The 23750-nt window shown below is 69.7% G+C and carries 20 protein-coding genes and 2 tRNA genes; 4 read left to right on the forward strand and 18 right to left on the reverse strand.

What is annotated here, in order from left to right; translation table 11 throughout:
• Positions 1-25: 25 nt before the first annotated feature.
• The 9 genes from rodA to ACZ6C6_RS03840 all read right to left on the reverse strand — a co-directional run bounded on the left by rodA (position 26) and on the right by ACZ6C6_RS03840 (position 11676).
• Positions 26-1216, reverse strand: coding sequence for a rod shape-determining protein RodA (gene rodA, locus ACZ6C6_RS03800; protein ID WP_469198725.1), 1191 nt, complete (start codon positions 1214-1216; stop codon positions 26-28).
• A complete protein-coding gene (mrdA, locus tag ACZ6C6_RS03805) occupies positions 1216-3381 on the reverse strand; it encodes a penicillin-binding protein 2 (protein ID WP_469198727.1) in 2166 nt (721 codons plus the stop codon). Before mrdA ends, rodA begins: the two co-directional genes overlap by 1 nt.
• A 49-nt stretch (positions 3382-3430) precedes the next feature.
• On the reverse strand, positions 3431-4096 hold the full coding sequence (mreD, locus tag ACZ6C6_RS03810; protein ID WP_469198729.1) for a rod shape-determining protein MreD: 666 nt from the start codon (positions 4094-4096) through the stop codon (positions 3431-3433).
• Positions 4097-4107: 11 nt separating this feature from the next.
• Positions 4108-5142 carry a rod shape-determining protein MreC gene (gene mreC, locus ACZ6C6_RS03815; RefSeq protein WP_469198731.1) on the reverse strand — a complete coding sequence of 345 codons (1035 nt, stop codon included), beginning with the start codon at positions 5140-5142 and terminating at the stop codon, positions 4108-4110.
• A 99-nt stretch (positions 5143-5241) separates the two neighbouring features.
• Positions 5242-6261: a rod shape-determining protein gene (locus ACZ6C6_RS03820; protein ID WP_018103191.1), complete on the reverse strand. Its 1020-nt coding sequence runs from the start codon at positions 6259-6261 to the stop codon at positions 5242-5244.
• A 294-nt stretch (positions 6262-6555) separates the two neighbouring features.
• Positions 6556-6969 (reverse strand): nucleoside-diphosphate kinase, encoded by a 414-nt coding sequence (gene ndk / locus ACZ6C6_RS03825; protein WP_018103190.1) that lies wholly within the window; start codon positions 6967-6969, stop codon positions 6556-6558.
• Positions 6970-7062: 93 nt separating this feature from the next.
• Positions 7063-7419, reverse strand: coding sequence for a DUF4233 domain-containing protein (locus tag ACZ6C6_RS03830; RefSeq protein ID WP_469198732.1), 357 nt, complete (start codon positions 7417-7419; stop codon positions 7063-7065).
• 2 nt (positions 7420-7421) lie between these two features.
• Positions 7422-8942, reverse strand: coding sequence for a bifunctional tetrahydrofolate synthase/dihydrofolate synthase (folC, locus tag ACZ6C6_RS03835; protein ID WP_469198734.1), 1521 nt, complete (start codon positions 8940-8942; stop codon positions 7422-7424).
• Positions 8943-9054: 112 nt separating this feature from the next.
• Complete coding sequence (locus ACZ6C6_RS03840; RefSeq protein ID WP_469198736.1) at positions 9055-11676, reverse strand: valine--tRNA ligase; 2622 nt, start codon at positions 11674-11676, stop codon at positions 9055-9057.
• Between the two features lie 139 nt (positions 11677-11815).
• On the opposite strand from ACZ6C6_RS03840, the gene ACZ6C6_RS03845 reads away from it, so the two are divergent.
• Positions 11816-12811, forward strand: coding sequence for a hypothetical protein (locus ACZ6C6_RS03845; protein WP_469198738.1), 996 nt, complete (start codon positions 11816-11818; stop codon positions 12809-12811).
• A gap of 79 nt (positions 12812-12890) precedes the next feature.
• Here the strand turns inward: ACZ6C6_RS03845 and clpX are convergent, their stop codons facing one another.
• From clpX to ACZ6C6_RS03870, 5 genes are all read right to left on the reverse strand, one after another.
• Positions 12891-14189, reverse strand: a complete 1299-nt coding sequence (clpX, locus tag ACZ6C6_RS03850) for an ATP-dependent Clp protease ATP-binding subunit ClpX (RefSeq protein ID WP_018103185.1) — start codon at positions 14187-14189, stop codon at positions 12891-12893.
• 156 nt (positions 14190-14345) lie between these two features.
• Positions 14346-15029 (reverse strand): ATP-dependent Clp protease proteolytic subunit, encoded by a 684-nt coding sequence (locus tag ACZ6C6_RS03855; protein WP_018518168.1) that lies wholly within the window; start codon positions 15027-15029, stop codon positions 14346-14348.
• A 78-nt stretch (positions 15030-15107) separates the two neighbouring features.
• On the reverse strand, positions 15108-15713 hold the full coding sequence (locus ACZ6C6_RS03860) for an ATP-dependent Clp protease proteolytic subunit (protein ID WP_469199321.1): 606 nt from the start codon (positions 15711-15713) through the stop codon (positions 15108-15110).
• Positions 15714-15978: 265 nt separating this feature from the next.
• Positions 15979-17364: a trigger factor gene (gene tig / locus ACZ6C6_RS03865; protein ID WP_469198740.1), complete on the reverse strand. Its 1386-nt coding sequence runs from the start codon at positions 17362-17364 to the stop codon at positions 15979-15981.
• A 165-nt stretch (positions 17365-17529) separates the two neighbouring features.
• Positions 17530-17606 (reverse strand) — tRNA-Pro (locus ACZ6C6_RS03870).
• 155 nt (positions 17607-17761) lie between these two features.
• Between ACZ6C6_RS03870 and ACZ6C6_RS03875 the strand changes: the two genes are divergently transcribed.
• Positions 17762-17835, forward strand: a tRNA-Gly gene (locus ACZ6C6_RS03875).
• A 55-nt stretch (positions 17836-17890) separates the two neighbouring features.
• On the opposite strand, the gene ACZ6C6_RS03880 is transcribed toward ACZ6C6_RS03875, so the two are convergent.
• On the reverse strand, positions 17891-18085 hold the full coding sequence (locus tag ACZ6C6_RS03880) for a hypothetical protein (protein ID WP_073965200.1): 195 nt from the start codon (positions 18083-18085) through the stop codon (positions 17891-17893).
• 442 nt (positions 18086-18527) lie between these two features.
• On the opposite strand from ACZ6C6_RS03880, the gene ACZ6C6_RS03885 reads away from it, so the two are divergent.
• Positions 18528-19679: an acyltransferase family protein gene (locus ACZ6C6_RS03885; RefSeq protein WP_469198742.1), complete on the forward strand. Its 1152-nt coding sequence runs from the start codon at positions 18528-18530 to the stop codon at positions 19677-19679.
• Positions 19680-19761: 82 nt separating this feature from the next.
• Here the strand turns inward: ACZ6C6_RS03885 and ACZ6C6_RS03890 are convergent, their stop codons facing one another.
• Positions 19762-20247, reverse strand: coding sequence for an HD domain-containing protein (locus ACZ6C6_RS03890; RefSeq protein ID WP_469198744.1), 486 nt, complete (start codon positions 20245-20247; stop codon positions 19762-19764).
• A gap of 145 nt (positions 20248-20392) precedes the next feature.
• On the opposite strand from ACZ6C6_RS03890, the gene ACZ6C6_RS03895 reads away from it, so the two are divergent.
• Positions 20393-21577: a cation:proton antiporter gene (locus ACZ6C6_RS03895; RefSeq protein ID WP_469199323.1), complete on the forward strand. Its 1185-nt coding sequence runs from the start codon at positions 20393-20395 to the stop codon at positions 21575-21577.
• Between the two features lie 53 nt (positions 21578-21630).
• On the opposite strand, the gene ACZ6C6_RS03900 is transcribed toward ACZ6C6_RS03895, so the two are convergent.
• On the reverse strand, positions 21631-22776 hold the full coding sequence (locus ACZ6C6_RS03900; protein ID WP_469198746.1) for a SpoIIE family protein phosphatase: 1146 nt from the start codon (positions 22774-22776) through the stop codon (positions 21631-21633).
• Positions 22777-22881: 105 nt separating this feature from the next.
• Entirely contained in the window at positions 22882-23691 is an 810-nt protein-coding gene (locus ACZ6C6_RS03905; RefSeq protein ID WP_469198748.1) for an Fpg/Nei family DNA glycosylase, read from the reverse strand.
• Positions 23692-23750: the final 59 nt, after the last annotated feature.

Raw genomic sequence — 23750 nt, forward strand, 5'->3', positions numbered from 1 at the left:
ACCTAACGCGCCACGGGGAAACCGCTCAGGCCGTTATCGGCCGTTGCACCCGGATCGACTGGAGCAGGCCGATGGCCACCCAGACGGCGAACATCGAGGAGCCGCCGTAGGAGACGAACGGCAGCGGGAGTCCGGCGACCGGCATGATGCCGAGCGTCATGCCGATGTTCTCGAAGGACTGGAAGGCGAACCAGGCGATGATCCCGGCTGCGACGACCGTGCCGTACAGCTCGGTGGTCTCGCGGGCGATGCGGCAGGCGCGCCACAGGACGACGCCGAGCAGTACGAGGATGAGCCCGGCGCCGAGGAAGCCCAGCTCCTCGCCCGCGACCGTGAAGACGAAGTCGGTCTGCTGCTCGGGGACGAACTGCCCGGTGGTCTGGGTGCCCTGGAAGAGGCCGGTGCCGTGCAGGCCGCCGGAGCCGATCGCGATGCGGGCCTGGTTGGTGTTGTAGCCGACGCCGGCCGGGTCGAGCGCCGGGTTGGCGAAGGCGGCGAAGCGGGCGATCTGGTAGTCGTCCAGCAGCCCGAGCTGCCAGATGGCGACCGCCCCGGCCACGCCCGCGCCGAGGAGTCCGAAGACCCAGCGGTTGGACGCGCCGGAGGCCAGCAGCACCCCGAGCACGATGACGACCATGACCATCACGGAGCCGAGGTCCGGCATCCCCATGACGATCACCATGGGGAGCGCCGCGAGGCCGAGGGCCTTGGCGACGCTCCGGTGGTCGGGGTGGATCTGGTCGCCCGCGTCCACACGGGCGGCGAGGATCATCGCCATGCCCAGGATGATGGTGATCTTGGTGAACTCGGACGGCTGGATGGAGAAGCCGCCGGGCAGCAGGATCCAGGCGTGGGCGCCGTTGACGGTGGCGCCCAGTGGGGTGAGGACCGCCAGCACGAGGAGCACGGACAGGCCGTACAGGACGGGCACCGCGCCGCGCAGCGTGCGGTGGCCGAGCCAGATCGTGCCGATCATCAGCGCGATACCGATGCCGGTGTTGAGCGCGTGCCGGAACAGGAAGTAGTACGGGTCGCCGTGGGTCAGCGAGTCGCGTCCCCGGGTCGCCGACCAGACCAGCAGCGAGCCGATGAAGGAGAGCGCGACCGCCGAGCCGAGCAGCGGCCAGTCGAGCCGGCGCACGACGGAGTCGCGTGCCGTGAGCCGGCTCCAGGCGGACCGCTCGGGGCCGTAGCGCGGGACGGAGAATCCGGCCATCAGTCGCGCCTCCCCAGCACCGCGGCGAGCGTCTGCTCGGCCGCGGGCTTCTCCGAGGCCGGGTTGTACGGCTTGATCGTCGGGGCGTCGATGGTGCCGTCCGTCTGGATCTTCGGCAGCCCCTTCTGGGGCGTCGGCAGGAGGGCCTTCTTGAGGTCCTGCTTGCCGGTGGCGTCGAGACCGTAGAGCGCGTTGTAGATGTTGCGGACGGCGGGCCCGGACGCGCCGGAACCCGTACCGCCCTGGGAGATCGTCATGACGATCGAGTAGTCCTTGGTGTACGTGGCGAACCAGGAGGTCGTCTGCTTGCCGTAGACCTCGGCGGTACCCGTCTTGGCGTGCATCGGGATCTTGTCCTGCGGCCAGCCGCCGAATCGCCAGGCGGCCGAACCGCGGGTCGCGACACCCGCGAGGGCTTCGTCTATCTCGTTGCGCGTCTTCTTGGTGAAGGGCAGCTTGCCGTGCGACTTGGGCTCGATCGTCTGGACGTTCTTGCCGTCGCCGCTGACGATCGCCTTGCCGACGGTGGGGTCGTAGAGCGTGCCGCCGTTGGAGATGGCCGCGTAGATGGTGGCCATCTGGATCGGGGTGACGAGGGTGTCGCCCTGGCCGATCGAGTAGTTGACGGAGTCACCGGCGCGCATCTTGTCGCCTTCGAGGCAGTTCTCGTAGGCGATCTTCTCGACGTACGTGCCGTTCTTCTTGCCCTGCTTGCACCAGGCGTCGTGATTGGCCTTGGCGAAGTTCTTCTTCCACTCGCGGTCCGGGACGCGGCCGCTGACCTCGTTGGGGAGGTCGATGCCGGTCTCCTTGCCCAGGCCGAACTGGTGGGCCGTCTTGTAGAACCAGTCCTTGGGGTGCTTCTTCGGGTTGTTCCCGCCGTCCTTCGCCCACTCCTTGTGCGCGATGCCGTAGTACACGGTGTCGCAGGAGACCTCCAGGGCGCGGCCGATGGTGATGTCGCCGTAGCCCTGGGACTCGTAGTTGGTGAAGGTCTGCCCGCCGATGGAGTACGAGCTGGGGCAGGGGTAGTGGCCGTCGAAGGGGTACCCGGCGTTGACCGCGGCGGTCGAGGAGATGACCTTGAAGATCGAGCCGGGGGCGGCCTGCCCCTGGATGGCCCGGTTCAGCAGCGGGAAGTTGGACTTCTTGCCGGTGAGCTTGGCGTAGTCCTTGGCGGAGATGCCGCCGACCCAGGCGTTCGGGTCGTAGTTGGGCAGGGACGCCATGGCGACGACGCGGCCGGTCTTGGCCTCCATGACGACGACCGCTCCGGAGTCCGCCTTGTAGTTCTCGCCGGTGTTGTGGTCGAACTCCAGGCGGGCCTTCTTCATGGCGTCGTTGAGCTCGTACTCGGCGACGGCCTGGACGCGGGCGTCGATCGAGGTGACGACGCTGGCGCCGGCCTCCGCCTTGTCGTTCTTGGCCTGGCCGATGACCCGGCCCAGGTTGTCGACCTCGTAGCGGGTGACGCCCGCCTTGCCGCGCAGCTCCTTGTCGTACGTGCGCTCCAGGCCGGAGCGGCCGACCATGTCGGAGCGCAGGTAGGGCGAGTCGCTGTCCTGGGCCTTGGTGATCTCCTCGTCGGTGACGGGCGAGAGGTAGCCGAGGACCTGGGCGGTGTTGGCCTTGCCGGGCGCCGCGTAGCGGCGGACCGCGGTGGGCTCGGCGGTGATGCCGGGGAAGTCCTCGGCGCGTTCGCGGATCGTCAGGGCCTGCTGGGTGGTCGCCTCGTCGGTGACCGGGATCGGCTGGTAGGGCGAGCCGTTCCAGCAGGGCTGCGGGGTCTTGGCGTCGCAGAGCCGGACCTTGTCGAAGACGTCCTTCGGCTTCATGTCGAGTACGCCGGCGAGCCGGGTGAGCACGGCCTTGCCGTCGTCGTCCGTCTTCAGCAGCTCGGTGCGGCTGGCGGAGACCACGAGGCGGGTCTCGTTGTCGGCGAGCGGGACGCCGCGCGCGTCGAGGATGGAGCCCCGGGCGGCGGGCTGGACGACCTGCTGGACGTGGTTGTTCTTCGCCTCGTCCGAGTACTCCTGGCCGTTGCGGATCTGGAGGTACCAGAGGCGGCCGCCGAGGGTGAGGAGCAGGGAGAAGACGAGGACCTGGATGACGATCAGCCGGATCTGGACGCGCTGGGTGCGGCCCGTCTCGGGGATGTTGCTCACGGGGCGCCCCCGGTGGTGACCCGGGGGCGGGGCCCGGCGGAATACTGCCTCACAGTCGCTTGACTCCCTTGATCCGTCCGGCGCGTGCCGCCCGGTTGCGGGCCGCCTTCACGCGCAGTCCGCCGCGCTGGCTGCCGATCCGCAGCCCGGTCCCGGCCGCCAGCCAGCCGGCCGCCACATCGCCGCGCCCCGAGGAGGACTCGGTGACGGGGTCGTTCACGGTGCGTCTGGCGAGCGCCATGATGAGCGGCACGGTGAACGGCGCCAGGAGGAGGTCGTACACCGCGGCGGTGAACAGCAGGCTGCCGAGGCCCACGTGCCGGGCCGCCGTGTCGCCGACGAGGGCGCCGACGCCCGCGTACAGCAGGGTCGAACCGATCGCCGCCGCGACGACCACGGCCATCGGCAGGAACGCGGACTTCAGCTGCCCGTTCTCCGGCCGGGCCAGACCCGCGAGGTAGCCGATGACGCAGAGGACCAGGGCGTAGCGCCCGGCGGCGTGGTCGGCCGGGGGCGCCAGGTCCGCGAGGAGGCCGGCGCCGAAGCCGATGAGGGCGCCCGCGACGTGCCCGTACACGAAGGCCAGGCCGAGGACGACCATGAGCAGCAGGTCGGGCACGGCGCCGGGGAGCTGGAGCCGGGCGAGCACGGAGACCTGGACGACGAGGGCGATGACGACCAGAACGATGGAGAGCAGGGTCCGGTTGACGTGCATGGGGATCAGCTCTACCTCTGTTCGTTGACCGCGTTGTCGGCGTTCGGGGTGGCGTTCCCGCTGGGGTCCGGGCTGGGGCTCTCGTGGATGTTGCCGACCACGTTGCCCTCGGTGTCCACGATGTCGCCGTTGGGCGAGATGGTGACGGTGACGGTCGGCGTGGGCTTCGGCTTCGCGGGTGCCTTCGGCTTCTTCGGCAGGACCGAGTCGCGGGGGTCCTCGCGCGGTGCCTGGACGACGATGCCGACGATGTCCAGCTTGGTGAAGGAGACGTACGGGCGGACGTAGACGGTCCGGGTGAGGTCGCCGCCCGAGGGGTCGACGCGGACGACCTGGCCGACCGGGACGCCCGGCACGAACGGCTTGTCCTTGCTGGAGCCGAACGTGACGAGCCGGTCGCCCTTCTTGACCCGGGCCTTGCCGTTCAGGAACTGCACCGCCAGCGGGCGGGAGCCCTGGCCGGTGGCGAAGCCCAGCTCGTCGGTCGACTCCATCCGGGTGCCGACGGTGAAGTCGGGGTCGTTGGCGAGGAGCACCGTCGCGGTGTCCGGGCCGACGGTGGTGACGCGGCCGACCAGCCCGTCGCCGTTGATGACGGTCATGTCGCGCTTGACGCCGTCCTTGGTGCCGGCGTCGATGGTGACCGTCCAGGAGAAGCCCTGGGCCGCTCCTATGGCGATGACCTCGGCCGCCTTGATGCCGTACTGGCCGGTGGCCGACTTCTTCAGCATCGCGTCCAGCTGGCGGACCCGGCTGCGGTTGCGGTCGTCGCTGCCGAGCTTCGCCTTCAGCTCGGCGTTCTGCTTCTCCAGCGCGGCGATCTTGTCGTGGCGGGCGCCGGAGGCGCGGACCGCCCCTATGGCGTTGCCCACCGGGTCGACCGCGGACGCCACGCCGTTCTCCACGGGTCCGAAGACCGTGGCGGCGGCCTGCCGGGCGCCGTCCACCGGTGACGCCTCACCGCCGCGGATGTCCACCGTGATCAACGCGAACGCGATGGCGATCAGCAGCACCAGGAGCAGCCGGCTCTCTCGTGTGTCCCTCACAGTGCGGCGGCCGTGCCTTCCTCGTAGGAATGATCGTGCCTGTATGTCGGCGGTCCCCCGCGCGGAGGCGGCAGCATCCGCGCGGGGGCCGTGGGGTGACTACCGTCGGGGCTGGGCGTCCAGGACCTGCTGGAGCGCCTCGAACTCCTCGACGCACTTGCCGGAGCCGAGCGCCACCGAGTCCAGCGGGTCCTCGGCGATGTGGATCGGCATGCCCGTCTCGTTGCGCAGCCGCTCGTCCAGGCCGCGCAGCAGCGCGCCGCCGCCGGTGAGGACGATGCCGCGGTCCATGACGTCGCCGGACAGCTCCGGCGGGCACTTGTCGAGCGTGGTCTTGACCGCGTCCACGATCGCGTTGACCGGCTCCTCGATGGCCTTGCGGACCTCACCGGCCGAGATGACGACGGTCTTGGGCAGGCCCGAGACCAGGTCGCGGCCGCGGATCTCGGTGTGCTCGTCCTTCTCCAGGTCGTACGCCGAGCCGATGGTGATCTTGATCTGTTCGGCGGTGCGCTCACCCAGGAGGAGCGAGTACTCCTTCTTGATGTGCTGGATGATCGCGTTGTCCAGCTCGTCCCCGGCGACCCGGATGGACTGGGCGGTGACGATCCCGCCGAGCGAGATCACCGCGACCTCGGTGGTGCCGCCGCCGATGTCGACCACCATGTTCCCGGTGGCCTCGTGGACCGGGAGGCCCGAGCCGATGGCCGCGGCCATGGGCTCCTCGATGATGTGCACCTGGCGGGCGCCGGCCTGCGTCGACGCCTCGATCACGGCGCGTCGCTCGACCCCGGTGATGCCGGAGGGCACGCAGACGACGACCCGCGGGCGGGCCAGGTAGCGGCGCTTGTGGATCTTCAGGATGAAGTAGCGGAGCATCCGCTCCGTGATCTCGAAGTCGGCGATGACGCCGTCCTTCAGGGGCCGTACGGCCACGATGTTGCCGGGCGTACGGCCGATCATCTTCTTGGCCTCGGCGCCGACCGCCAGAATTCCGCCGGTGTTGGTGTTGATGGCCACGACGGACGGCTCGTTGAGAACGATGCCGCGCCCCCTGACGTACACCAGCGTGTTGGCAGTCCCGAGGTCGATAGCCATGTCACGGCCGATGAACGACATTGAGTTCCCCTTGTTCCCCATGAGGATGCGTCGGGCCTTCCCAAGTGAAAGCGGTGATGGCTTGTTTTGGTTAGGCGAGATGGGCGCTGCGGGCGTGGAAGGTTCCATCGTAGTGCCGGATGTACCGGCACAGCGCGAGGGTACGCCGCCCTGCTGGGCAGAACGGGTGGCCGTTCCACTCATGGTGACGTTACGTCGGGACGATGCGTTCCCGCGATCGGACACCCTATGCCGAAGGGCGACCGAATTAATTCGGTCGCCCCAGGTCGCGAGCGCTGTTCGGCTGATCCCGGTTCAGGAAAGTCCGGGGAAGAACAGCTTCATTTCCCGCTCCGCGGACTCCTCGGAGTCCGAGGCGTGGATGAGGTTCTCCCGGGTGATCGTGCCGAAATCACCGCGGATCGACCCGGGCGCGGCGGCGATCGGGTCGGTGGGGCCGGCCAGGGCGCGGACGCCCTCGATGACCCGCTCGCCCTCGGCCACCAGGGCGACGATCGGGCCCGACTGCATGAACTCGACCAGCGGCTCGTAGAACGGGCGGCCCACGTGCTCGGCGTAGTGCTGCTCCAGCGTGGCGCGGTCCAGGGTACGCAGCTCCAGCGCCGTGATCTTCCAGCCGGCCTTGCGCTCGATGCGGCCGACGATCTCGCCGACCAGACCGCGACGGACGGCGTCGGGCTTGAGAAGAACGAGGGTGCGCTGGGTCATGTGCGGCTCCTTGCAGGCATACGGGTGCGGTGAGGCGACATTACAGGGGCCAGGCAGAGGGCCCGCCGCCGGGTTTGCCGTGGTGGGCGCGGCTCAGCCGGCGGCGGGTGACTCCGCCTCCGCCTGGGCCGCCCAGCGGGCCTTCACCTCGTCGATCCGGCGGCCGTAGTGCACCGAGGCCCACCACAGCGCGCCGAAGGCGACGCCCAGGATGAACATCACCGGGATCACGAAGCCGCTCGCCACCAGCGCCACCTGGAGGGCCCAGCCGAGCTGGACGCCCCCCGGCCGGGTGAGCATGCCGCAGAGCAGCACGGAGAGGAGCATCCCGATGCCGCACACCGTCCAGACCGTGGCGTTCGCCAGGTCGTCCGACTTCATCGCGACGAGTCCGGCGAACCCGATCACGAAGAACTCACCGATCAGGGTGGACGCACAGAGCATGCGCATGGTCAGCGCCTTCCCAGGAGCAGCCGGGCCTCGCCGACCGTGATCACGGAGCCGGTCACCAGGACGCCGGCGCCCGCGTACTCGTCCTCTTCCTCGGCGAGGGTGATCGCCGCCTCCAGCGCGTCGTCCAGCCGGGGTTCGACCTGCACCCGGTCGTGGCCGAAGACCTCGACGGCGACGGCCGCGAGGGCGTCGGCGTCCATGGCGCGCTCGGTGGAGTTCTGGGTGACGACGACCTCGGCGAAGATCGGCTCGAAGGCCTCCAGGAGCCCCCGCACGTCCTTGTCGCCGCTGGCGCCGACCACCCCGATCAGCCGGGAGAAACCGAACGCCTCGGACAGGCCCTCTGCGGTGGCGCGGGCGCCCGCCGGGTTGTGCGCGGCGTCCAGGACGACGGTCGGGCTGGAGCGGACGACTTCGAGGCGGCCGGGCGAGATCACCGAGGCGAACGCCGCGCGCACGATGTCGGCGTCCAGCGCGCCGGGCTGCTCGGCGCCGACGCCGAAGAACGCCTCGACCGCGCAGAGCGCCACCACCGCGTTGTGCGCCTGGTGGGCGCCGTACAGCGGGAGGAAGACGTTGTCGTACTCGCCGCCGAGGCCGCGCAGGGTCAGCAGCTGGCCGCCGACCGCGATCTCCCGGGAGACCACGCCGAACTCCATGCCCTCGCGGGCCACGGTGGCGTCGACCTCGACGGCCTTCTTCAGCATGACCTGGGCGGCGTCGACGGGCTGCTGGGCCAGGATGACCGTGGCGCCCTGCTTGATGATCCCGGACTTCTCGGTCGCGATCTCGCCCGGCGTGGAGCCCAGGCGGTCGGTGTGGTCCAGCGAGATGGGGGTGACGACGGCGACCGAGGCGTCGATCACGTTGGTCGCGTCCCAGGTGCCGCCCATGCCGACCTCGACCACCGCGACGTCGACCGGCGCGTCGGCGAAGGCCGCGTACGCCATGCCGGTCAGCACCTCGAAGAAGGACAGCCGGTAGGGCTGCTGGGCGTCGGTCATCTCGACGTACGGCTTGATGTCCTCGTACGTGGAGATGAACCGCTCCGGGTCCACCGGGGCGCCGTCCAGGCTGATCCGCTCGGTGATCGACTGGACGTGCGGCGAGGTGTAGCGGCCGGTGCGCAGGTCGAAGGCGCCGAGCAGGGCCTCGATCATGCGGGCGGTGCTCGTCTTGCCGTTGGTGCCGGTGATGTGGATCGAGGGGTACGCGCGCTGCGGCTCGCCGAGCACGTCCATCAGGGCGGCGATGCGCGTGACGGACGGCTCCAGCTTGGTCTCGCCCCAGCGGCCGGCGAGCTCCTGCTCCACCGCGCGCAGCGCCTTGTCGACCTCCGGGTCGGCGGGGCGGGCGGGAAGCTCCTCGGCGCGGGGCGGCCCGGAGGCGGCGCGCAGCGTGCGGCTCCCTGCCTCGATCACCGCCAGGTCGGGGTCGCGCTGGGTCGCTTCGTCCACGATCTCCGCGAAGGTGTCGTCGGGGTCGGACGCGTCGGGCCGGTCGGGGCGGGGCTCACTCACGGGCCCCAGTCTACGGATGGCCGCGGACATCGCGCGCAGCCGCCCGGGGGCCGGACACGCCGGAGCCCCCGCGCCCCTCGGGTGAGGGGGCGGGGGCTCCGGGGCGTCGGCTTCAGCTCTGCGGCAGGGCGGCCAGCTGGCCGCCGATGCGCTCGATGTCGGCCTGGGCCTTGGCGAGCCGGCCGCGGATCTTGTCGACCACGTTGTCCGGGGCCTTGGCGAGGAACGCCTCGTTGCCGAGCTTGCCCTCGGCCTGGGCCTTCTCCTTGCGGGCGGCTTCCAGGTCCTTCGTCAGCCGCTTGCGCTCGGCGTCCACGTCGATCGTGCCCGACAGGTCCAGGGCGACGGTCGCCCCGGCGACGGGGAGCGAGGCGGTGGCGTGGAAGCCGTCCCCGGCCGGCTGGAGCCTCAGCAGCTGCCGCATGGCCGTCTCGTGCGGGGCGAGCGGCGTGCCGGTCAGGGTGAGCTCGGCCGGGACCTTCTGGCCGGGCTGGAGGCCCTGGTCGGAGCGGAAGCGGCGGACCTCGGTGACGACCTGCTGGACGAGCTCGATCTCCCGCTCGGCGGCGTCGTCGCGGAAGCCCGAGTCCTTCGGCCAGTCGGCGATGACGACGGACTCGCGGCCGGTGAGCGCGGTCCACAGGGTCTCGGTGACGAAGGGGACGACGGGGTGCAGCAGGCGCAGCATCACGTCGAGGACCTCGCCCAGGACCCGGCCGGAGACCTCGGCCGGGCGGCCGCCGCCGAAGAACGTGGTCTTGGACAGCTCGACGTACCAGTCGAAGACCTCGTCCCAGGCGAAGTGCCGCAGCGACTCGCTTAGCTTGGAGAACTGGAAGTCGTCGTAGTACGCGTCGACTTCGGCGACCGTCTTGTTCAGGCGGGAGAGGATCCAGCGGTCGGTCACCGACATCTCGTCGGCGGACGGCAGCTCGCCCTCGATCGTCGCCCCGTTCATCAGGGCGAACCGGGTCGCGTTCCAGATCTTGTTGGAGAACTTGGCGGAGCCCTGGACCCAGTCCTCGCCGATCGGGACGTCGGTGCCCGGGTTGGCGCCGCGGGCGAGCGTGAAGCGCAGCGCGTCGGAGCCGTACTTGTCCATCCAGTCCAGCGGGTTGACCACGTTGCCGAAGGACTTCGACATCTTCTTGCCGTGCTCGTCGCGGACCATGCCGTGCAGCACGATCTTCTCGAACGGCGGGACGTCCTTGTTGATGTACAGGCCGAACATCATCATCCGGGCGACCCAGAAGAAGAGGATGTCGTAGCCGGTGACCAGGACGGAGTTCGGGTAGAACTTCGCGAGGCTCTCGGTCTGTTCGGGCCAGCCGAGCGTGGAGAACGGCCACAGGCCGGAGGAGAACCAGGTGTCCAGGACGTCGCTGTCCTGGGTCCAGCCCTCCCCGGTGGGCGGCTCGTCGTCCGGTCCGACGCAGACCATCTCGCCGTCGGGGCCGTGCCAGACGGGGATGCGGTGGCCCCACCAGAGCTGGCGCGAGATGCACCAGTCGTGGAGGTTGTCGACCCAGTCGAAGTAGCGCTTCTCCATCTCCTGGGGGTGGATCTGGACCTTGCCGTCGCGGACGGCGTCACCGGCCGCCTTGGCGAGCGGGGCGACCTTGACCCACCACTGCATGGACAGCCGGGGCTCGACGGTGGTCTTGCAGCGCGAGCAGTGGCCGACGGAGTGAACGTACGGCCGCTTCTCGGCGACGATCCGGCCCTCGGCGCGCAGGGCGGCGACGATCGCGGAGCGGGCCTCCATCCGGTCCAGGCCCTCGAACGGACCGGGGACGGTGATGACCGCGCGCTCGTCCAGGACGGTGAGGAAGGGCAGGTCGTGGCGCTGCCCGATCTCGAAGTCGTTCGGGTCGTGGGCCGGGGTGACCTTGACGGCACCGGTGCCGAACGACGGGTCGACGTGGTGGTCGGCGACGACCGGGATGGTGCGGTCGGTCAGCGGCAGCTTGATCTGCTTGCCGACCAGGTGCTTGTACCGCTCGTCGTCGGGGTGGACGGCGACGGCGGTGTCACCGAGCATCGTCTCGGCGCGGGTGGTGGCGACGACGATGGTCTCCTCGCCCTCGCCGTACGTCATGGAGACGAGCTCGCCGTCGTCCTCCTGGTACTCGACCTCGATGTCCGAGATCGCGGTGAGGCACCGGGGGCACCAGTTGACGATGCGCTCACGGCGGTAGATGAGCTCGTCGTCGTACATCCGCTTGAAGATGGTCTGGACGGCCTTGGACAGGCCCTCGTCCATCGTGAACCGCTCGCGGGTCCAGTCGACGCCCTCGCCGAGGCGGCGCATCTGACCGGAGATCTGGCCGCCGGACTCGTTCTTCCACTGCCAGACGCGCTCGACGAACGCCTCGCGGCCCAGGTCGTGGCGGGACTTGCCCTCCTTGCCGAGTTCGCGCTCGACGACGTTCTGGGTGGCGATGCCGGCGTGGTCCATGCCCGGCTGGTACAGCGCCTCGAAGCCCTGCATGCGCTTGCGGCGGACGAGGGCGTCGATCAGCGTGTGCTCGAAGGCGTGGCCCAGGTGCAGGGAGCCCGTGACGTTCGGCGGCGGGATGACGATCGTGAACGGCGGCTTGTCGCTCTTGGCGTCCGCCTCGAAGTACCCGCGTTCTACCCAGCGCTCGTACAGCTTCCCCTCTACCTCGGCCGGCGTGTACTGGGTCGGCAGTTCGGGGTTGCTGGCTGGCTGCTGCGCAGGGTTCTCGGTCACGCGGACAGTTTAGAGCCGTCACAGGAGTGCACTGAAACCGGTTTGTTCCGTAACGGTGTGCCTCCCGGTGGTCCGCGCGCGCGAGCCTTCCGTCAGGATGTTCGCAACGCGTAAGTATCACGAACAGGGGACACCGCAGATGAGCTACAACCAGCCGGGTCCGTACGGTGGCCAGCCGCCGCAGGGCCAGCCCGGACCGTACGGCCAGCAGCCGGGCCCGTACGGCGGTCAGCCGCCGCAGGGCCAGCCCGGCTACGGCTACCCGCAGCAGGCCCCCCAGGGCGTCCCGCCCCAGCAGCAGCCCCAGCCGGGTTACGGCTACCCGCAGGCGCAGCAGCCGGGCCCGTACGGGCAGCAGCCGCCCACCCCGCCGTACGGCGGCCAGCCGGCCTACGGGCAGCAGCCGGGCTTCCCGCCGCCCGCTCCGCAGAAGAAGAAGACGGGCCTGATCGTGGCGGCGGCGGTCGTGGCGCTGGCGGTCGTCGCGGGCGGGGTCTACTACTTCACCTCGGGCGGCGGCAGCAGCTCCGTCGCGTCCTCCACCAAGGGCTACAAGCTGACGCCCCCGGAGTCGGTGGGCGAGTACAAGCAGGACAAGAGCGACTCGGACAACAAGACCGGGCCGCTGACCGGCAAGGACAAGACGGAGACCGAGGCGATGGGCGTCAAGTCGCCCGTCGAGGCCAGTGCCGTCTACGGCAGCGGGGACATCGAGAAGAACCCGCTGACCACGAAGATGCTCATGCTCAAGGGTGTCTGGGGCCAGGTCGACGACCCGGAGAAGACGCTGGACGCGGCCTTCGCGAGTGCCAAGGAGGAGATGAGCAAGGACCAGGGCGAGGACGACAGCGAGACCTCCCTCGTCGGCTCTCCCGAGAGCTACTCCCCCAAGGGCTTCGACGGCGCCCTGATGAAGTGCCAGGTCATCAAGTCGGTCAACAAGAAGTCCGACGGCTCGGTGCAGCAGGGCCCGAAGGAGTTCAACACCCCCGTCTGCATCTGGACGGACTACAGCACCGTCGGCATCGTCTTCGCCGTGGACCTGGGCGCGGCCATGACCAACAAGAGCATGCCGACCGAGGACGTCGCCGACCTCGCCGCCAAGCTCTACAACAGCTCCCGCACCAAGATCTGACCCGCGGCAGCGCGAAGGGGCGCCCCGCCGGTTCTCCCGGCGGGGCGCCCCTTCGCGTGCGTACGTCTACGGCACCGCGTTACGCGGACTTCTCGTGGCGGCCCTCGTCGCCCTTGCCGATCGTGCGCGGCTCGCGCGGGACCAGCGTCGGATTGACGTTGTTGCGGACCACGTCGGCGGTGATGACCACGCGGGCCACGTCCTTGCGGGACGGGACCTCGTACATCACCGACTGGAGGACCTCCTCCATGATCGCGCGCAGGCCGCGGGCGCCGGTCTGGCGCAGGATCGCCTGGTCGGCGATGGCCTCCAGCGCCTCGCGTTCGAAGTCCAGCTCCACGCCGTCGAGTTCGAAGAGGCGCTGGTACTGCTTGACCAGGGCGTTGCGCGGCTCGATGAGGATCTGGAGCAGGGCCTCGCGGTCCAGATTGTGGACCGAGGTCAGGACGGGGAGGCGGCCGATGAACTCGGGGATCATCCCGAACTTCACCAGGTCCTCCGGCATGACCTCCTGGAACTGGTCGCTGGCCTGGATCTCCCGCTTGGAGCGGATCGTGGCGCCGAAGCCGATGCCCTTGGCGCCGGCCCGGGACTCGATGATCTTCTCCAGGCCGGAGAAGGCGCCGCCCACGATGAACAGCACGTTCGTCGTGTCGATCTGGATGAACTCCTGGTGCGGGTGCTTGCGGCCGCCCTGGGGCGGCACGGAGGCGGTGGTGCCCTCCAGGATCTTCAGCAGGGCCTGCTGGACGCCCTCGCCGGAGACGTCACGGGTGATCGACGGGTTCTCGCTCTTGCGGGCGACCTTGTCGATCTCGTCGATGTAGATGATCCCGGTCTCGGCCTTCTTGACGTCGTAGTCGGCGGCCTGGATCAGCTTCAGCAGGATGTTCTCGACGTCCTCGCCGACATAGCCGGCCTCCGTCAGCGCCGTCGCGTCCGCGATGGCGAACGGGACGTTGAGCATGCGGGCCAGCGTCTGCGCGAGCAGCGTCTTGCCGGAGCCCGTGGGGCCCAGCAGCAGGATGTTGGACTTGGCGAGCTCGATCGCGTCGTCGCGGCCCGCCCCGCCGCCGTTCTCGCCGGCCTGGACCCGCTTGTAGTGGTTGTACACAGCGACCGAGAGGGCCTTCTTCGCGGGCTCCTGCCCGACGACGTACCCCTCAAGGAACTCGTAGATCTCGCGGGGCTTGGGAAGCTCTTCCCAGCGGACCTCGCTCGTCTCGGCGAGCTCCTCCTCGATGATCTCGTTGCAGAGATCGATGCACTCGTCGCAGATGTACACACCGGGACCCGCGATGAGCTTCTTCACCTGCTTCTGGCTCTTTCCGCAGAACGAGCACTTGAGCAGGTCGCCGCCATCACCGATGCGTGCCACGAGGTGCTTCCCCTTCGCCTGGGAGACGCCTGGTTCAGCGGCTCCTGTGCCTCTATCCGACGGTACCTTGCCCGGCCCCCCATGCGGGCCCCCCTTGGCACGGTTCACACGGCCGGAGCCGGGTGCCCTTACCGTGCCAAGGGGCGAGGGCGCATGTCAGGCGAGCGCGCCGGCCGCGCTCTTGCGGGTCGACACGATCTGGTCGACAAGGCCGTAGGCCAGCGAGTCCTCGGCGGTGAGGATCTTGTCCCGCTCGATGTCGTCGCGGATCTTCTCGATCGGCGTGGTGGAGTGCTTCGCCAGCAGCTCCTCCAGCTGGGTCCGCATGCGCAGGATCTCGTTGGCCGCGATCTCCAGGTCGGAGAGCTGCTCGCGGCCGGTCTGCGAGGACGGCTGGTGGATCAGCACCCGGGCGTTCGGCAGGGCCATGCGCTTGCCGGGGGTGCCGGCGGCGAGCAGGACCGCGGCGGCGGAGGCCGCCTGGCCCATGCAGACCGTCTGGATGTCCGGCTTCACGAACTGCATCGTGTCGTAGATCGCGGTGAGCGCGGTGAACGAGCCGCCGGGGCTGTTGATGTAGATGGAGATGTCCCGGTCCGGGTCCATCGACTCCAGGCACAGCAGCTGCGCCATGACGTCGTTGGCGGACGCGTCATCGATCTGCACGCCGAGGAAGATCACGCGCTCCTCGAAGAGCTTCGCGTACGGGTCGTACTCGCGCACGCCCTGCGAGGTGCGCTCCACGAAGCGCGGGACGATGTAGCGGTTGTCCACCTGCGGGCCCGTGTAGAGGCCGCTCGCGGAGGCGCCGGGGAAGTTGTTCATGTGGGTGTTCACCATCCTGGTGGCGTTCTGTGGCTGGGTGTCTCGGCGTACGAGAGATGCGCGGGGCGGTAGGGGCGCTGTCCGGGGTCCGGATCAGGCGCCGGTGCCGCCGCCGCCCGGAACGCCCGACGCGATCGAGATGATCTCGTCAATGAGGCCGTAATCCTTGGCCTCCTCCGCGGTGTACCAGCGGTCGCGGTCGCCGTCGCGGATGATCGTCTCCACGGTCTGGCCGGAGTGGCGGGCGGTGATCTCCGCCATGCGCTGCTTGGTACGCAGCAGGTACTGGGCCTGGATCTTGATGTCCGAGGCCGTACCGCCGATACCGGCCGATCCCTGGTGCATGAGGATGTCGGTGTTCGGGAGCGCGAAGCGCTTGCCCGCGGTGCCGCCGGTGAGCAGGAACTGGCCCATCGAGGCCGCCATGCCCATACCGATGGTGACGACGTCGTTCGGGATGTACTGCATGGTGTCGTAGACCGCCATGCCGGCCGTCACCGAGCCGCCGGGGCTGTTGATGTAGAGGTAGATGTCCTTCTCGGGCTCGGCCGCGAGGAGGAGGAGCTGCGCGGTGATCTTGTTGGCGATCTCATCGTCCACCTGCTGGCCGAGGAAGATGATGCGCTCGCCGAGCAGCCGGCTGTAGACCTGGTCACCGAGGCCACCACCGAGGGACGGCTCTCCGGCGGCGTAGGGCATCAGATTCGTCACGTATCCACCTGCTCGTCTCTGACGGCTCCGGCCGTCTCAGCGTCTTCGTACCGGGTGGGCCGGGACTACCCGACCCTTCCTCTTCATGGACCCTAACGCGCAGGTGGAACAACGCCATCCCGCTTCCGCGACTGTTCGCTGGGAGCGCAAGGTCCGCGGCTGGCACGAGGGTTGTGGCGAAACGCCCGCCGGTACGACGACGGGCTCCGGACGCGTGGCGTCCGGAGCCCGTCGTACGGGGTCAGCGCGAGGCTCAGGCCTCGGTCTTCTCCTCGGAGTCGGCGGCGGCCTCGGTGGCCTCGGCCTCCGTGGTCTCCTCCGTGTCCTCGTCGTCCTCCAGCTCGACGACCTCACCGTTGGTGTCGACCACCTTGGCGGCCTCGACCACGACGGCGAGCGCCTTGCCGCGGGCGACCTCGCCGACGAGCATCGGCACCTGGCCGCCCTCGACGACGGCCTGGGCGAACTGGTCCGGGCTCATGCCGGAGGAGGCGGCGCGCCGCATGAGGTGCTCGGTGAGCTCCTCCTGGTTGACGTTCAGCTTCTCCTTGTTGACGAGCTCGTCAAGGATGAACTGGGTCTTGATGCCCTTGACGGCCTGCTCGGAGGTCTCGGCCTCGAACTCCTCGGCGGTCTTGCCCTGGATCTCCAGGTACTTGTCGAGGGTGAGCCCCATCTGGCCGAGCTGGTGGTGCTCCAGGTTGTGCTTGCGGGTCTGGACCTCGTCCGCGAGCAGCTTTTCCGGGATCGGGACCTCGGCGAGCTTCAGCAGCTCCTCCAGGACGCGCTCCTGGGCCTGGGTGGCCTGGTCGTACTGCTTGGTGCTCTCCAGGCGCTTGCGGCTGTCGGCCTTCAGCTCCTCCAGCGTGTCGAACTCGCTGGCCATCTGGGCGAAGTCGTCGTCCAGCTCGGGGAGCTCACGGGCGGCGACGGCGGTGACCTTGACGGTGACCTCGGCGTCCTTGCCCTCGGCGGAGCCGCCCTTCAGCTGCGAGGTGAAGGTGGCCTCGCCACCGGCCTCCAGGCCGGTCACGGCCTCGTCGATGCCTTCGAGGAGCTCGCCGGAACCGATGGTGTACGAGACACCCTCGGCCACGCCGTCCTCGAGGACCTCGCCGTCGACCTTGGCCTCCAGGTCGATCGTGACGACGTCGCCTTCGGCGGCGGCGCGCTCGACCGGGTTGGTGGAGGCGAAGCGGCCACGCAGCTGCTCGACGGCCTTCTCGACGTCCTCGTCGGTGACCTCGATGGCGTCGACGGTGACCTCGATGCCGGAGTAGTCCGGGATCTCGATCTCGGGGCGCACGTCCACCTCGGCGGTGAAGGCCAGCAGCTCGCCGTCCTTCAGCTCCGTGATGTCGACCTCGGGCTGGCCGAGGACGTTCAGCTCACCCTCGTTGACGGCCTCGGTGTAGAACTTCGGGAGCGCGTCGTTGACGGCCTCCTCCAGCACCGCACCACGGCCGAACCGCTGGTCGATGACCCGGCTGGGGATCTTGCCCTTGCGGAACCCCTTCACCGTGACCTGCTGGTTGATCTTCTTGTACGCCGCGTCGAGGCTGTCCTTGAGCTCCTCGAAGGGCACCTCGATGCTGAGCCGAACCCGGGTCGGGTTCAGGGTCTCCACGGCGCTCTTCACGGTTCGGTCTCCTTGGTGGCTGACTTCTTGGGGTTCTGCTCCGCCGCACGGGGGGCGGCTTCGCGGACCGAGCCCGGTACATCAGACACACGGGCACGCATTTTGCATAGTAACGGCAAGGGGATGAACTCCCGCAACGCGATCTTGTCGACGCGATCTTGCCAGTGGTCGGGGTGGCCGGATTCGAACCGACGACCTTCCGCTCCCAAAGCGGACGCGCTACCAAGCTGCGCCACACCCCGTCGGTGCGACACGTAGGGTACATGCAGGAAGGCACCGCGCCGGCCGCTTTCGGGAGGGGCCGTCGTGGGAGTCGTCAAGGGGTGTGCGGGCAGGGTCCGCGACCCGCTACGATGCTTCTCGTGCCGCGGTCCGTGTGACCTGCGGTGCCGCGCATGCGGGCGTAGCTCAATGGTAGAGCCCTAGTCTTCCAAACTAGCTACGCGGGTTCGATTCCCGTCGCCCGCTCCAACCGCCGAAGGGCCCGGTCCAGTGGACCGGGCCCTTCGCGTCGTGTCCGGGCGGCTCAGAAGTTGATCTGGCCTATCGAGTCGATGATCGAGTGCATGAAGCGGTTGATCGACGGCCCCATGCCCGTCGGCGCCAGGAAGAAGCCGAAGAGCGCCGCGACGATCGCGGGCCCCGCCTTTATGGAACCGCTCCGGATCATGACGACCAGGACGATCCCCAACAGAAGCACCACAGACAGCGAAATGGCCACGACTGCTCACACCCTCGGTCGGTCCGCCTTGCCGGCCCGGAGATGTGCGGCCCTGCACCCTCCGTCGACTCCATCGTGCCACCAACTCCCGCCGGGATGTTGCCGGGTGACGTATCGACCTGTCGATATCGCGCCATCCTGCGCCCCTTGCGCCCCCACGCGCCGGACCGGGGGCCGTGCGCCCGCCGGGATCCGCCGCGTGATCACCGGAAATATGCGACGGTGATCGTTTCCGTACCCACACACTTCATTCACAGGTGAATTCCGCACCGAACGCGAGGTAATTCACTTCGGTCAACTGCCTGACGAATTGACCCATTTGACATGGATTAAACGGTACACATCGGGCACTTTCCGCTGGTTTGCCATTTGATATGCAGGGAAGACGCGCTATTCAACGGCGGTTTTACGAACGGCAATCGAGACGTCTAGGGTGCCTGAGATGTTCCACGCTCCGAACGCAATGCAGAGGGCCACGCTCCCCCCGGCGACCGAGGAGGCGGAGCCCAGACACCCGGCGCCGACGGCGACCCTGGAGGCCCCCTCACCGGCGGCGGACCAGCCGGCCCGGAGCGGCGGGGCCAAGAAGCGTGACGCCTTCTTCGACAACGCCAAGTACCTCGCCATCGTGCTCGTCGCGGTGGCGCACTCGTGGGTGCCGGTCATGGACGGGAGCCGGACCGCCCGGGCGCTGTACATGGTGGTCTACACGTTCCACATGCCCGCCTTCATCCTCATCTCGGGTTATTTCTCCCGGTCGTTCGACCTGAGCCCCAAGAAGGTGAAGCGGCTCGTCACCGGTGTCGCCGTGCCGTACGTGGTGTTCGAGACGGCGTACTCGCTGTTCCGGCGGTACGCGAACGACCAGCCGGACGCGGCCGTCAGCCTGCTTGAGCCCTGGTACCTGACCTGGTTCCTGGCCGCCCTGTTCATCTGGCGCCTCACCACGCCGATCTGGCGCAACCTCCGCCACCCGCTGGCCGTTTCGCTGGTGATCGCCGTTCTCGCCTCGCTCGCGCCCGGCATCGGCGACGACCTCGACCTGCCGCGCGTCCTGCAGTTCCTGCCCTTCTTCGTGCTCGGACTCCAGCTGAAGCCCGGGCACTTCGAGCTGGTCCGCCGCCGCGAGGCCCGGCTGTTCGCCCTGCCGCTCTTCGCCGGTGCGCTGGTCTTCGCCTACTGGGCCGCGCCCCGGATGCAGCTGGGCTGGTTCCTGCGGGACTCCAGCGCCCAGGACATGGGGGCGCCGTGGTGGTCGGGCGCGGTGATGACCCTGGCGATGTTCGGCTGCGCGACGCTGCTGACGGCCGGGTTCCTCGCGCTGGTCCCGCAGCGCCACATGTGGTTCACGGTGCTCGGCGCCGGCACCATCTGCGGCTACCTGCTGCACGGCTTCCTGGTGAAGGGTGCCGACTACGCGGGGATCTTCGACGACCACGACTGGCTGGTCGGTCCGGCGGGCCTGGTGATCGTGACCGTGGTCGCCTCCACCGCCGTCACGCTGCTGTGCACGCCGCCGGTGCGGCGCGTGCTGCGGTGCGTGACCGAGCCGGACATGAACTGGGCGTTCCGCCGGGACGCCGCCAGGATCTGACCGCCCCGCGCACCCAGCGAAGCCCGGCCCCGGCGGCCGGGCTTCGTCGTGTCCCCGGAAGGCGCCGGCGGGCGGTGTTGGCTCAAACCCGACGCTCCGGGGGCGCGTCCGGTGCGGTGAGCCCCAGCAGCCCGCGCATCCGCGCATACTTCGCGGTCAGCCGGGTACGCGTGGCCGGCTCCAGCACCGCGAGGCGGGCCGGGTCGGCGTTGTGGGCGAGGTCGGCCTCCTTGACCAGCAGGGCGCCGGGCGTGGCCAGGATGCGCAGGGCGTACGCCTCCGGCTCCTCGCCCGCCCGCTTGGTGACGGCGAGCACCATGTCCTTGACCGCCCGCGGCAGCGCGGCCCCGGCCAGCCACTCGGCCGACAGCGCGTCGTCCTCCACCGCGTCGTGCAGCCAGGCCGCGGCGATCTGCTCGTCGCTGCCGCCTCTGCTCCGTACGCCGGCCGCGACGGCCGCGAGGTGTTCCGCGTAGGGGCGGCCGGCCTTGTCGCGCTGGGCGGCGTGGGCCTCGCGGGCCAGGGCCTCGACCTCGGCGAGGGTCAGTTGAGCGTGTGATGCGGTCATGGCAAGGACTCTAGGCGCACCTCCGCGTGCGCTCCGGAGAGTTGCAACGTCAATCGTTCGGTAAACTAACTGCTGACTATTCCTTGACGATCTCTTGACTCTTCGAAAGGCCAGGCTCATCGGACACGCAGACACGCTCATCGCCATGGGCGGCGCCTTCCTCGCCGCCGCGGTCCTCGCCCGCGCCGGCCGCCGCATCGGACTGCCCACGATCCCCCTGTTCATCCTGGCCGGAATCCTGCTCGGCCCGCACACACCCGGCATCGTCCTCGTCGCCGACCCGCACGACCTGGAGATGCTCTCCGCGCTCGGCCTGGTGCTGCTCCTCTTCTACCTGGGCCTGGAATTCCACCTGGACGACCTCAAGGCGGGCGGCCGCAAGATGGCCGTCGCCGGGGGCACCTATCTCGCCCTGAACGTCGGCGCCGGGCTCGGCTTCGGCTTCGCGCTCGGCTGGGGCACCTCCGAGGCGCTGGTCCTCGCCGGGGTGCTCGGGATCTCCTCGTCGGCCATCGTCACCAAAGTGCTGGTGGACCTCGGCCGGATCGGCAATCCGGAGACCCGGCCCATTCTCGGCATCATCGTCGTGGAGGACGTCTTCCTCGCCCTGTATCTGGCGGCCCTCCAGCCCATCCTGTCCGGCGCGGACAGCCTCGCCGCGGCGGTGGCCGACGGCGGCAAGGCGTTCGGCTTCCTGCTGCTGCTCGCCCTGGCCGCCCGCTTCGGCACCCGGGTCATCGGCAAGCTGATCCGGACCCGGGACGACGAGCTCCTGGTCATCTCCTTCCTCGGCGCCGCCGTCCTGGTGGCCGGGATCTCGGAGTGGTTCGGCGTCGCGGACGCGATCGGCGCCTTCATGGTCGGGCTGATGCTCGGCAGTACGTCGTCGGGCGAGCGCATCCTCAAGCTGGTGCACCCGCTGCGCGACGCGTTCGGCGCGATCTTCTTCTTCGCCTTCGGGCTCTCCATCGACCCGGGCGACCTGCCGACCGTGCTCTGGCCGGTGCTGGCCGCCGTCGCGGTCACCCTCGCGATGAACGTGTGCGCCGGGATCGCCGCCGCCAGGGTGTACGGCTTCGGCCCGCAGGCCACCGCGAACATCTCGACCACCCTGGTGGCGCGCGGCGAGTTCGCCCTGATCCTCGCCACGATGGCGGCGGGCGCCGGCCTTGACGAGCGGCTCTCCCCGTTCATCGCGGGCTACGTGCTCGTCCTCGCCGTACTGGCCCCGCTGGCCGCCGGGCGCTCGCACTGGCTGGCCAGGCTCCTGCCGGGCCGGGCGGAGACGGCGCTCCCCGATCCGGTCGGCGCCGGTTCAGGACTTCCGTGAGTTCACGACTTCCGGGAGTTCACGACTTCCGGGAGTTCAGGACTTCCGGGAGTTCACGACTTCCGCGACAGGAGCAGCAGGGCGCGGTCGTCGTTGACGTCCTTGGCGCACGCCTCGATGAGGTGCCAGGCCGCGCCCTCGAAGCCGGTGCTGACGTAGCGGTCGGCCTCGCCGGTGAGCCGGTCGATGCCCTCCGCGATGTCCCGGTCGGACGCCTCCACCAGTCCGTCGGTGAACAGCATCAGCACGTCACCGGGGGCGAGATGGCCCTTGACCGGGTCGAACTCGGCACCGTCGTACACCCCGAGCAGCGGGCCCTCCGCCGCCTTCTCCTCCCACTGGCCGCTGCCGGCGTGGAGCTGGAGGGCCGGCGGGTGGCCCGCCGAGAGGAGTTCGTAGTCGCCCGTCTCCAGGTCGAGGACCAGGTGGATCGAGGTGGCGAAGCCCTCGTCCCAGTCCTGGCGCAGCAGATAGCCGTTGGCGGCGGGCAGGAAGCCGTGCGGGGGCAGCGAGCCGAGGAGCCCGCCGAAGGCGCCGGACAGCAGCAGGGCGCGGGAGCCGGCGTCCATGCCCTTGCCGGAGACGTCGGTCAGGACGGCTTCCAGGGTGCGGCCGCCGTGGGTGCGGGCCGCGACGACGAAGTCGCCGGAGAAGGACTGCCCGCCGGCCGGGCGCAGCGCCATCTCGCGGTGCCAGCCCTGCGGGAGGCGGGGCAGCGAGCTCTGGACGCGGATGCGTTCGCGCAGGTCGAAGAGCATGGTGCCGCCGCGCCGCCAGGGCACCCCGACCCGGGCGCGGAACTGGGCGAGGACCAGCCCGAAGAACCCGCAGGCGGCGACCGTGAGCACGGTGCCGGGGGTGACCCCGGCCGGCCCGTCCTCGTAGGGGCCGAGCCGGACGGACTCCACGATGAGGGCGACGGCGACCCCCGCGTACAGGCCGAGGAGGCTGGCGGGGCGCAGCAGCAGGCCGGCCGCGACGATCGGCAGGACGAGCATGGTGGGCGCGCACCAGACCGGGTCCATCAGCGTGAGGCAGGTGATGACCGGGATGACCAGGAACAATCCGGCCAGGGCAATCCAGTCGGAGCCGTCGCCGCGGAAGTAGTCGACCCCGGACCGGCGCAGCGTGGTGTAGACCCGGTGCGCCGATTTCCGCCATCGGGCCGGGTACGTCTCTGCTCCTGCGCGTCGGGCCATTGCGGGGACCTTATCCACCCGGCGGCCTCCGGTGCAGGGGGACCCCGTGACAATGTGTTCGAAATCGACCCGAGCGGTGCCGTACTGATGGGTAGGGTGTGCGGATTACGCGGACTGGCAGCCGGGGCACCAGAAGAGGTTGCGGGCGGCCAGGTCGGCGGTGCGGATCTCGGTGCCGCAGATGTGGCAGCCCTGGCGGGCGCGCCGGTAGACGTAGACCTCACCGCCGTGGTCGTCGACGCGGGGCGGGCGCCCCATCGCCTCGGGCAGGTGCTCGGGGCGGACGGTGTCGATCCGGTTGTTCCGTACGCCCTCGCGCATCAGCGCGCGCAGGTCCGCCCAGATCGCGTCCCACTCGCCCCGGGTGAGGTCCTTGCCCGCCCGGTACGGGTCGATGCCGTGCCGGAACAGGACCTCGGCGCGGTAGACGTTGCCGACGCCCGCGATGACCTTCTGGTCCATCAGCAGGGCGGCGACGGTGATCCGGCTGCGGGAGATCCGCTGCCAGGCGCGTTCGCCGTCCTCGCCGGCGCGCAGCGGATCGGGGCCGAGGCGGTCGTGTATCGCGCGCTTCTCGGCGTCCGTGATCAGGGCGCAGGTGGTCGGGCCGCGCAGGTCCGCGTGGTGCGCGTCGTTGACCAGGCGCAGCCGGACGGTGTCGGTGGGCGGCGGGGCCGGGACCGTGCCGAAGCCGAGCTTGCCGAAGAGGCCGAGGTGGATGTGGACCCAGCCGGTGTCTCCGAAGCCGAGGAACAGGTGCTTGCCGTGGGCGTCGGCCGTGTCCAGGACGTGGCCGTCGAGCAGGGCGGCGCTGTCGGAGAACTTGCCCTGCGGGCTGCTCGCCCGCACCGGCCGCCCGGCGAAGCGCTCGCGGTGGTCCGCGGCGAGACGGTGGATCGTGTGTCCCTCGGGCACGGTGGCGGTTCTCCTGGGCGGTGCGGGGGCGGACATGGCTGTGCCGCCGGAAGGACCGG

Source organism: Streptomyces sp. NPDC041814, from assembly GCF_055590565.1.

What these genes read in the sequence shown, in the direction of transcription:
- ACZ6C6_RS03860 (WP_469199321.1), bottom strand. Translation starts at nt 15,713, where the DNA reads ATGCCCTACGCCGCCGGAGAGCCGTCCCTCGGTGGTGGCCTCGGTGAC.
- ACZ6C6_RS03845 (WP_469198738.1), top strand. Translation starts at nt 11,816, where the DNA reads ATGAGCTACAACCAGCCGGGTCCGTACGGTGGCCAGCCGCCGCAGGGC.
- ndk (WP_018103190.1), bottom strand. Translation starts at nt 6,969, where the DNA reads ATGACCCAGCGCACCCTCGTTCTTCTCAAGCCCGACGCCGTCCGTCGC.
- ACZ6C6_RS03885 (WP_469198742.1), top strand. Translation starts at nt 18,528, where the DNA reads ATGTTCCACGCTCCGAACGCAATGCAGAGGGCCACGCTCCCCCCGGCG.
- rodA (WP_469198725.1), bottom strand. Translation starts at nt 1,216, where the DNA reads ATGGCCGGATTCTCCGTCCCGCGCTACGGCCCCGAGCGGTCCGCCTGG.
- ACZ6C6_RS03855 (WP_018518168.1), bottom strand. Translation starts at nt 15,029, where the DNA reads ATGGTGAACACCCACATGAACAACTTCCCCGGCGCCTCCGCGAGCGGC.
- ACZ6C6_RS03830 (WP_469198732.1), bottom strand. Translation starts at nt 7,419, where the DNA reads ATGCGCATGCTCTGTGCGTCCACCCTGATCGGTGAGTTCTTCGTGATC.
- ACZ6C6_RS03900 (WP_469198746.1), bottom strand. Translation starts at nt 22,776, where the DNA reads ATGGCCCGACGCGCAGGAGCAGAGACGTACCCGGCCCGATGGCGGAAA.
- mreD (WP_469198729.1), bottom strand. Translation starts at nt 4,096, where the DNA reads ATGCACGTCAACCGGACCCTGCTCTCCATCGTTCTGGTCGTCATCGCC.
- ACZ6C6_RS03895 (WP_469199323.1), top strand. Translation starts at nt 20,393, where the DNA reads ATGGGCGGCGCCTTCCTCGCCGCCGCGGTCCTCGCCCGCGCCGGCCGC.
- ACZ6C6_RS03820 (WP_018103191.1), bottom strand. Translation starts at nt 6,261, where the DNA reads ATGTCGTTCATCGGCCGTGACATGGCTATCGACCTCGGGACTGCCAAC.
- ACZ6C6_RS03890 (WP_469198744.1), bottom strand. Translation starts at nt 20,247, where the DNA reads ATGACCGCATCACACGCTCAACTGACCCTCGCCGAGGTCGAGGCCCTG.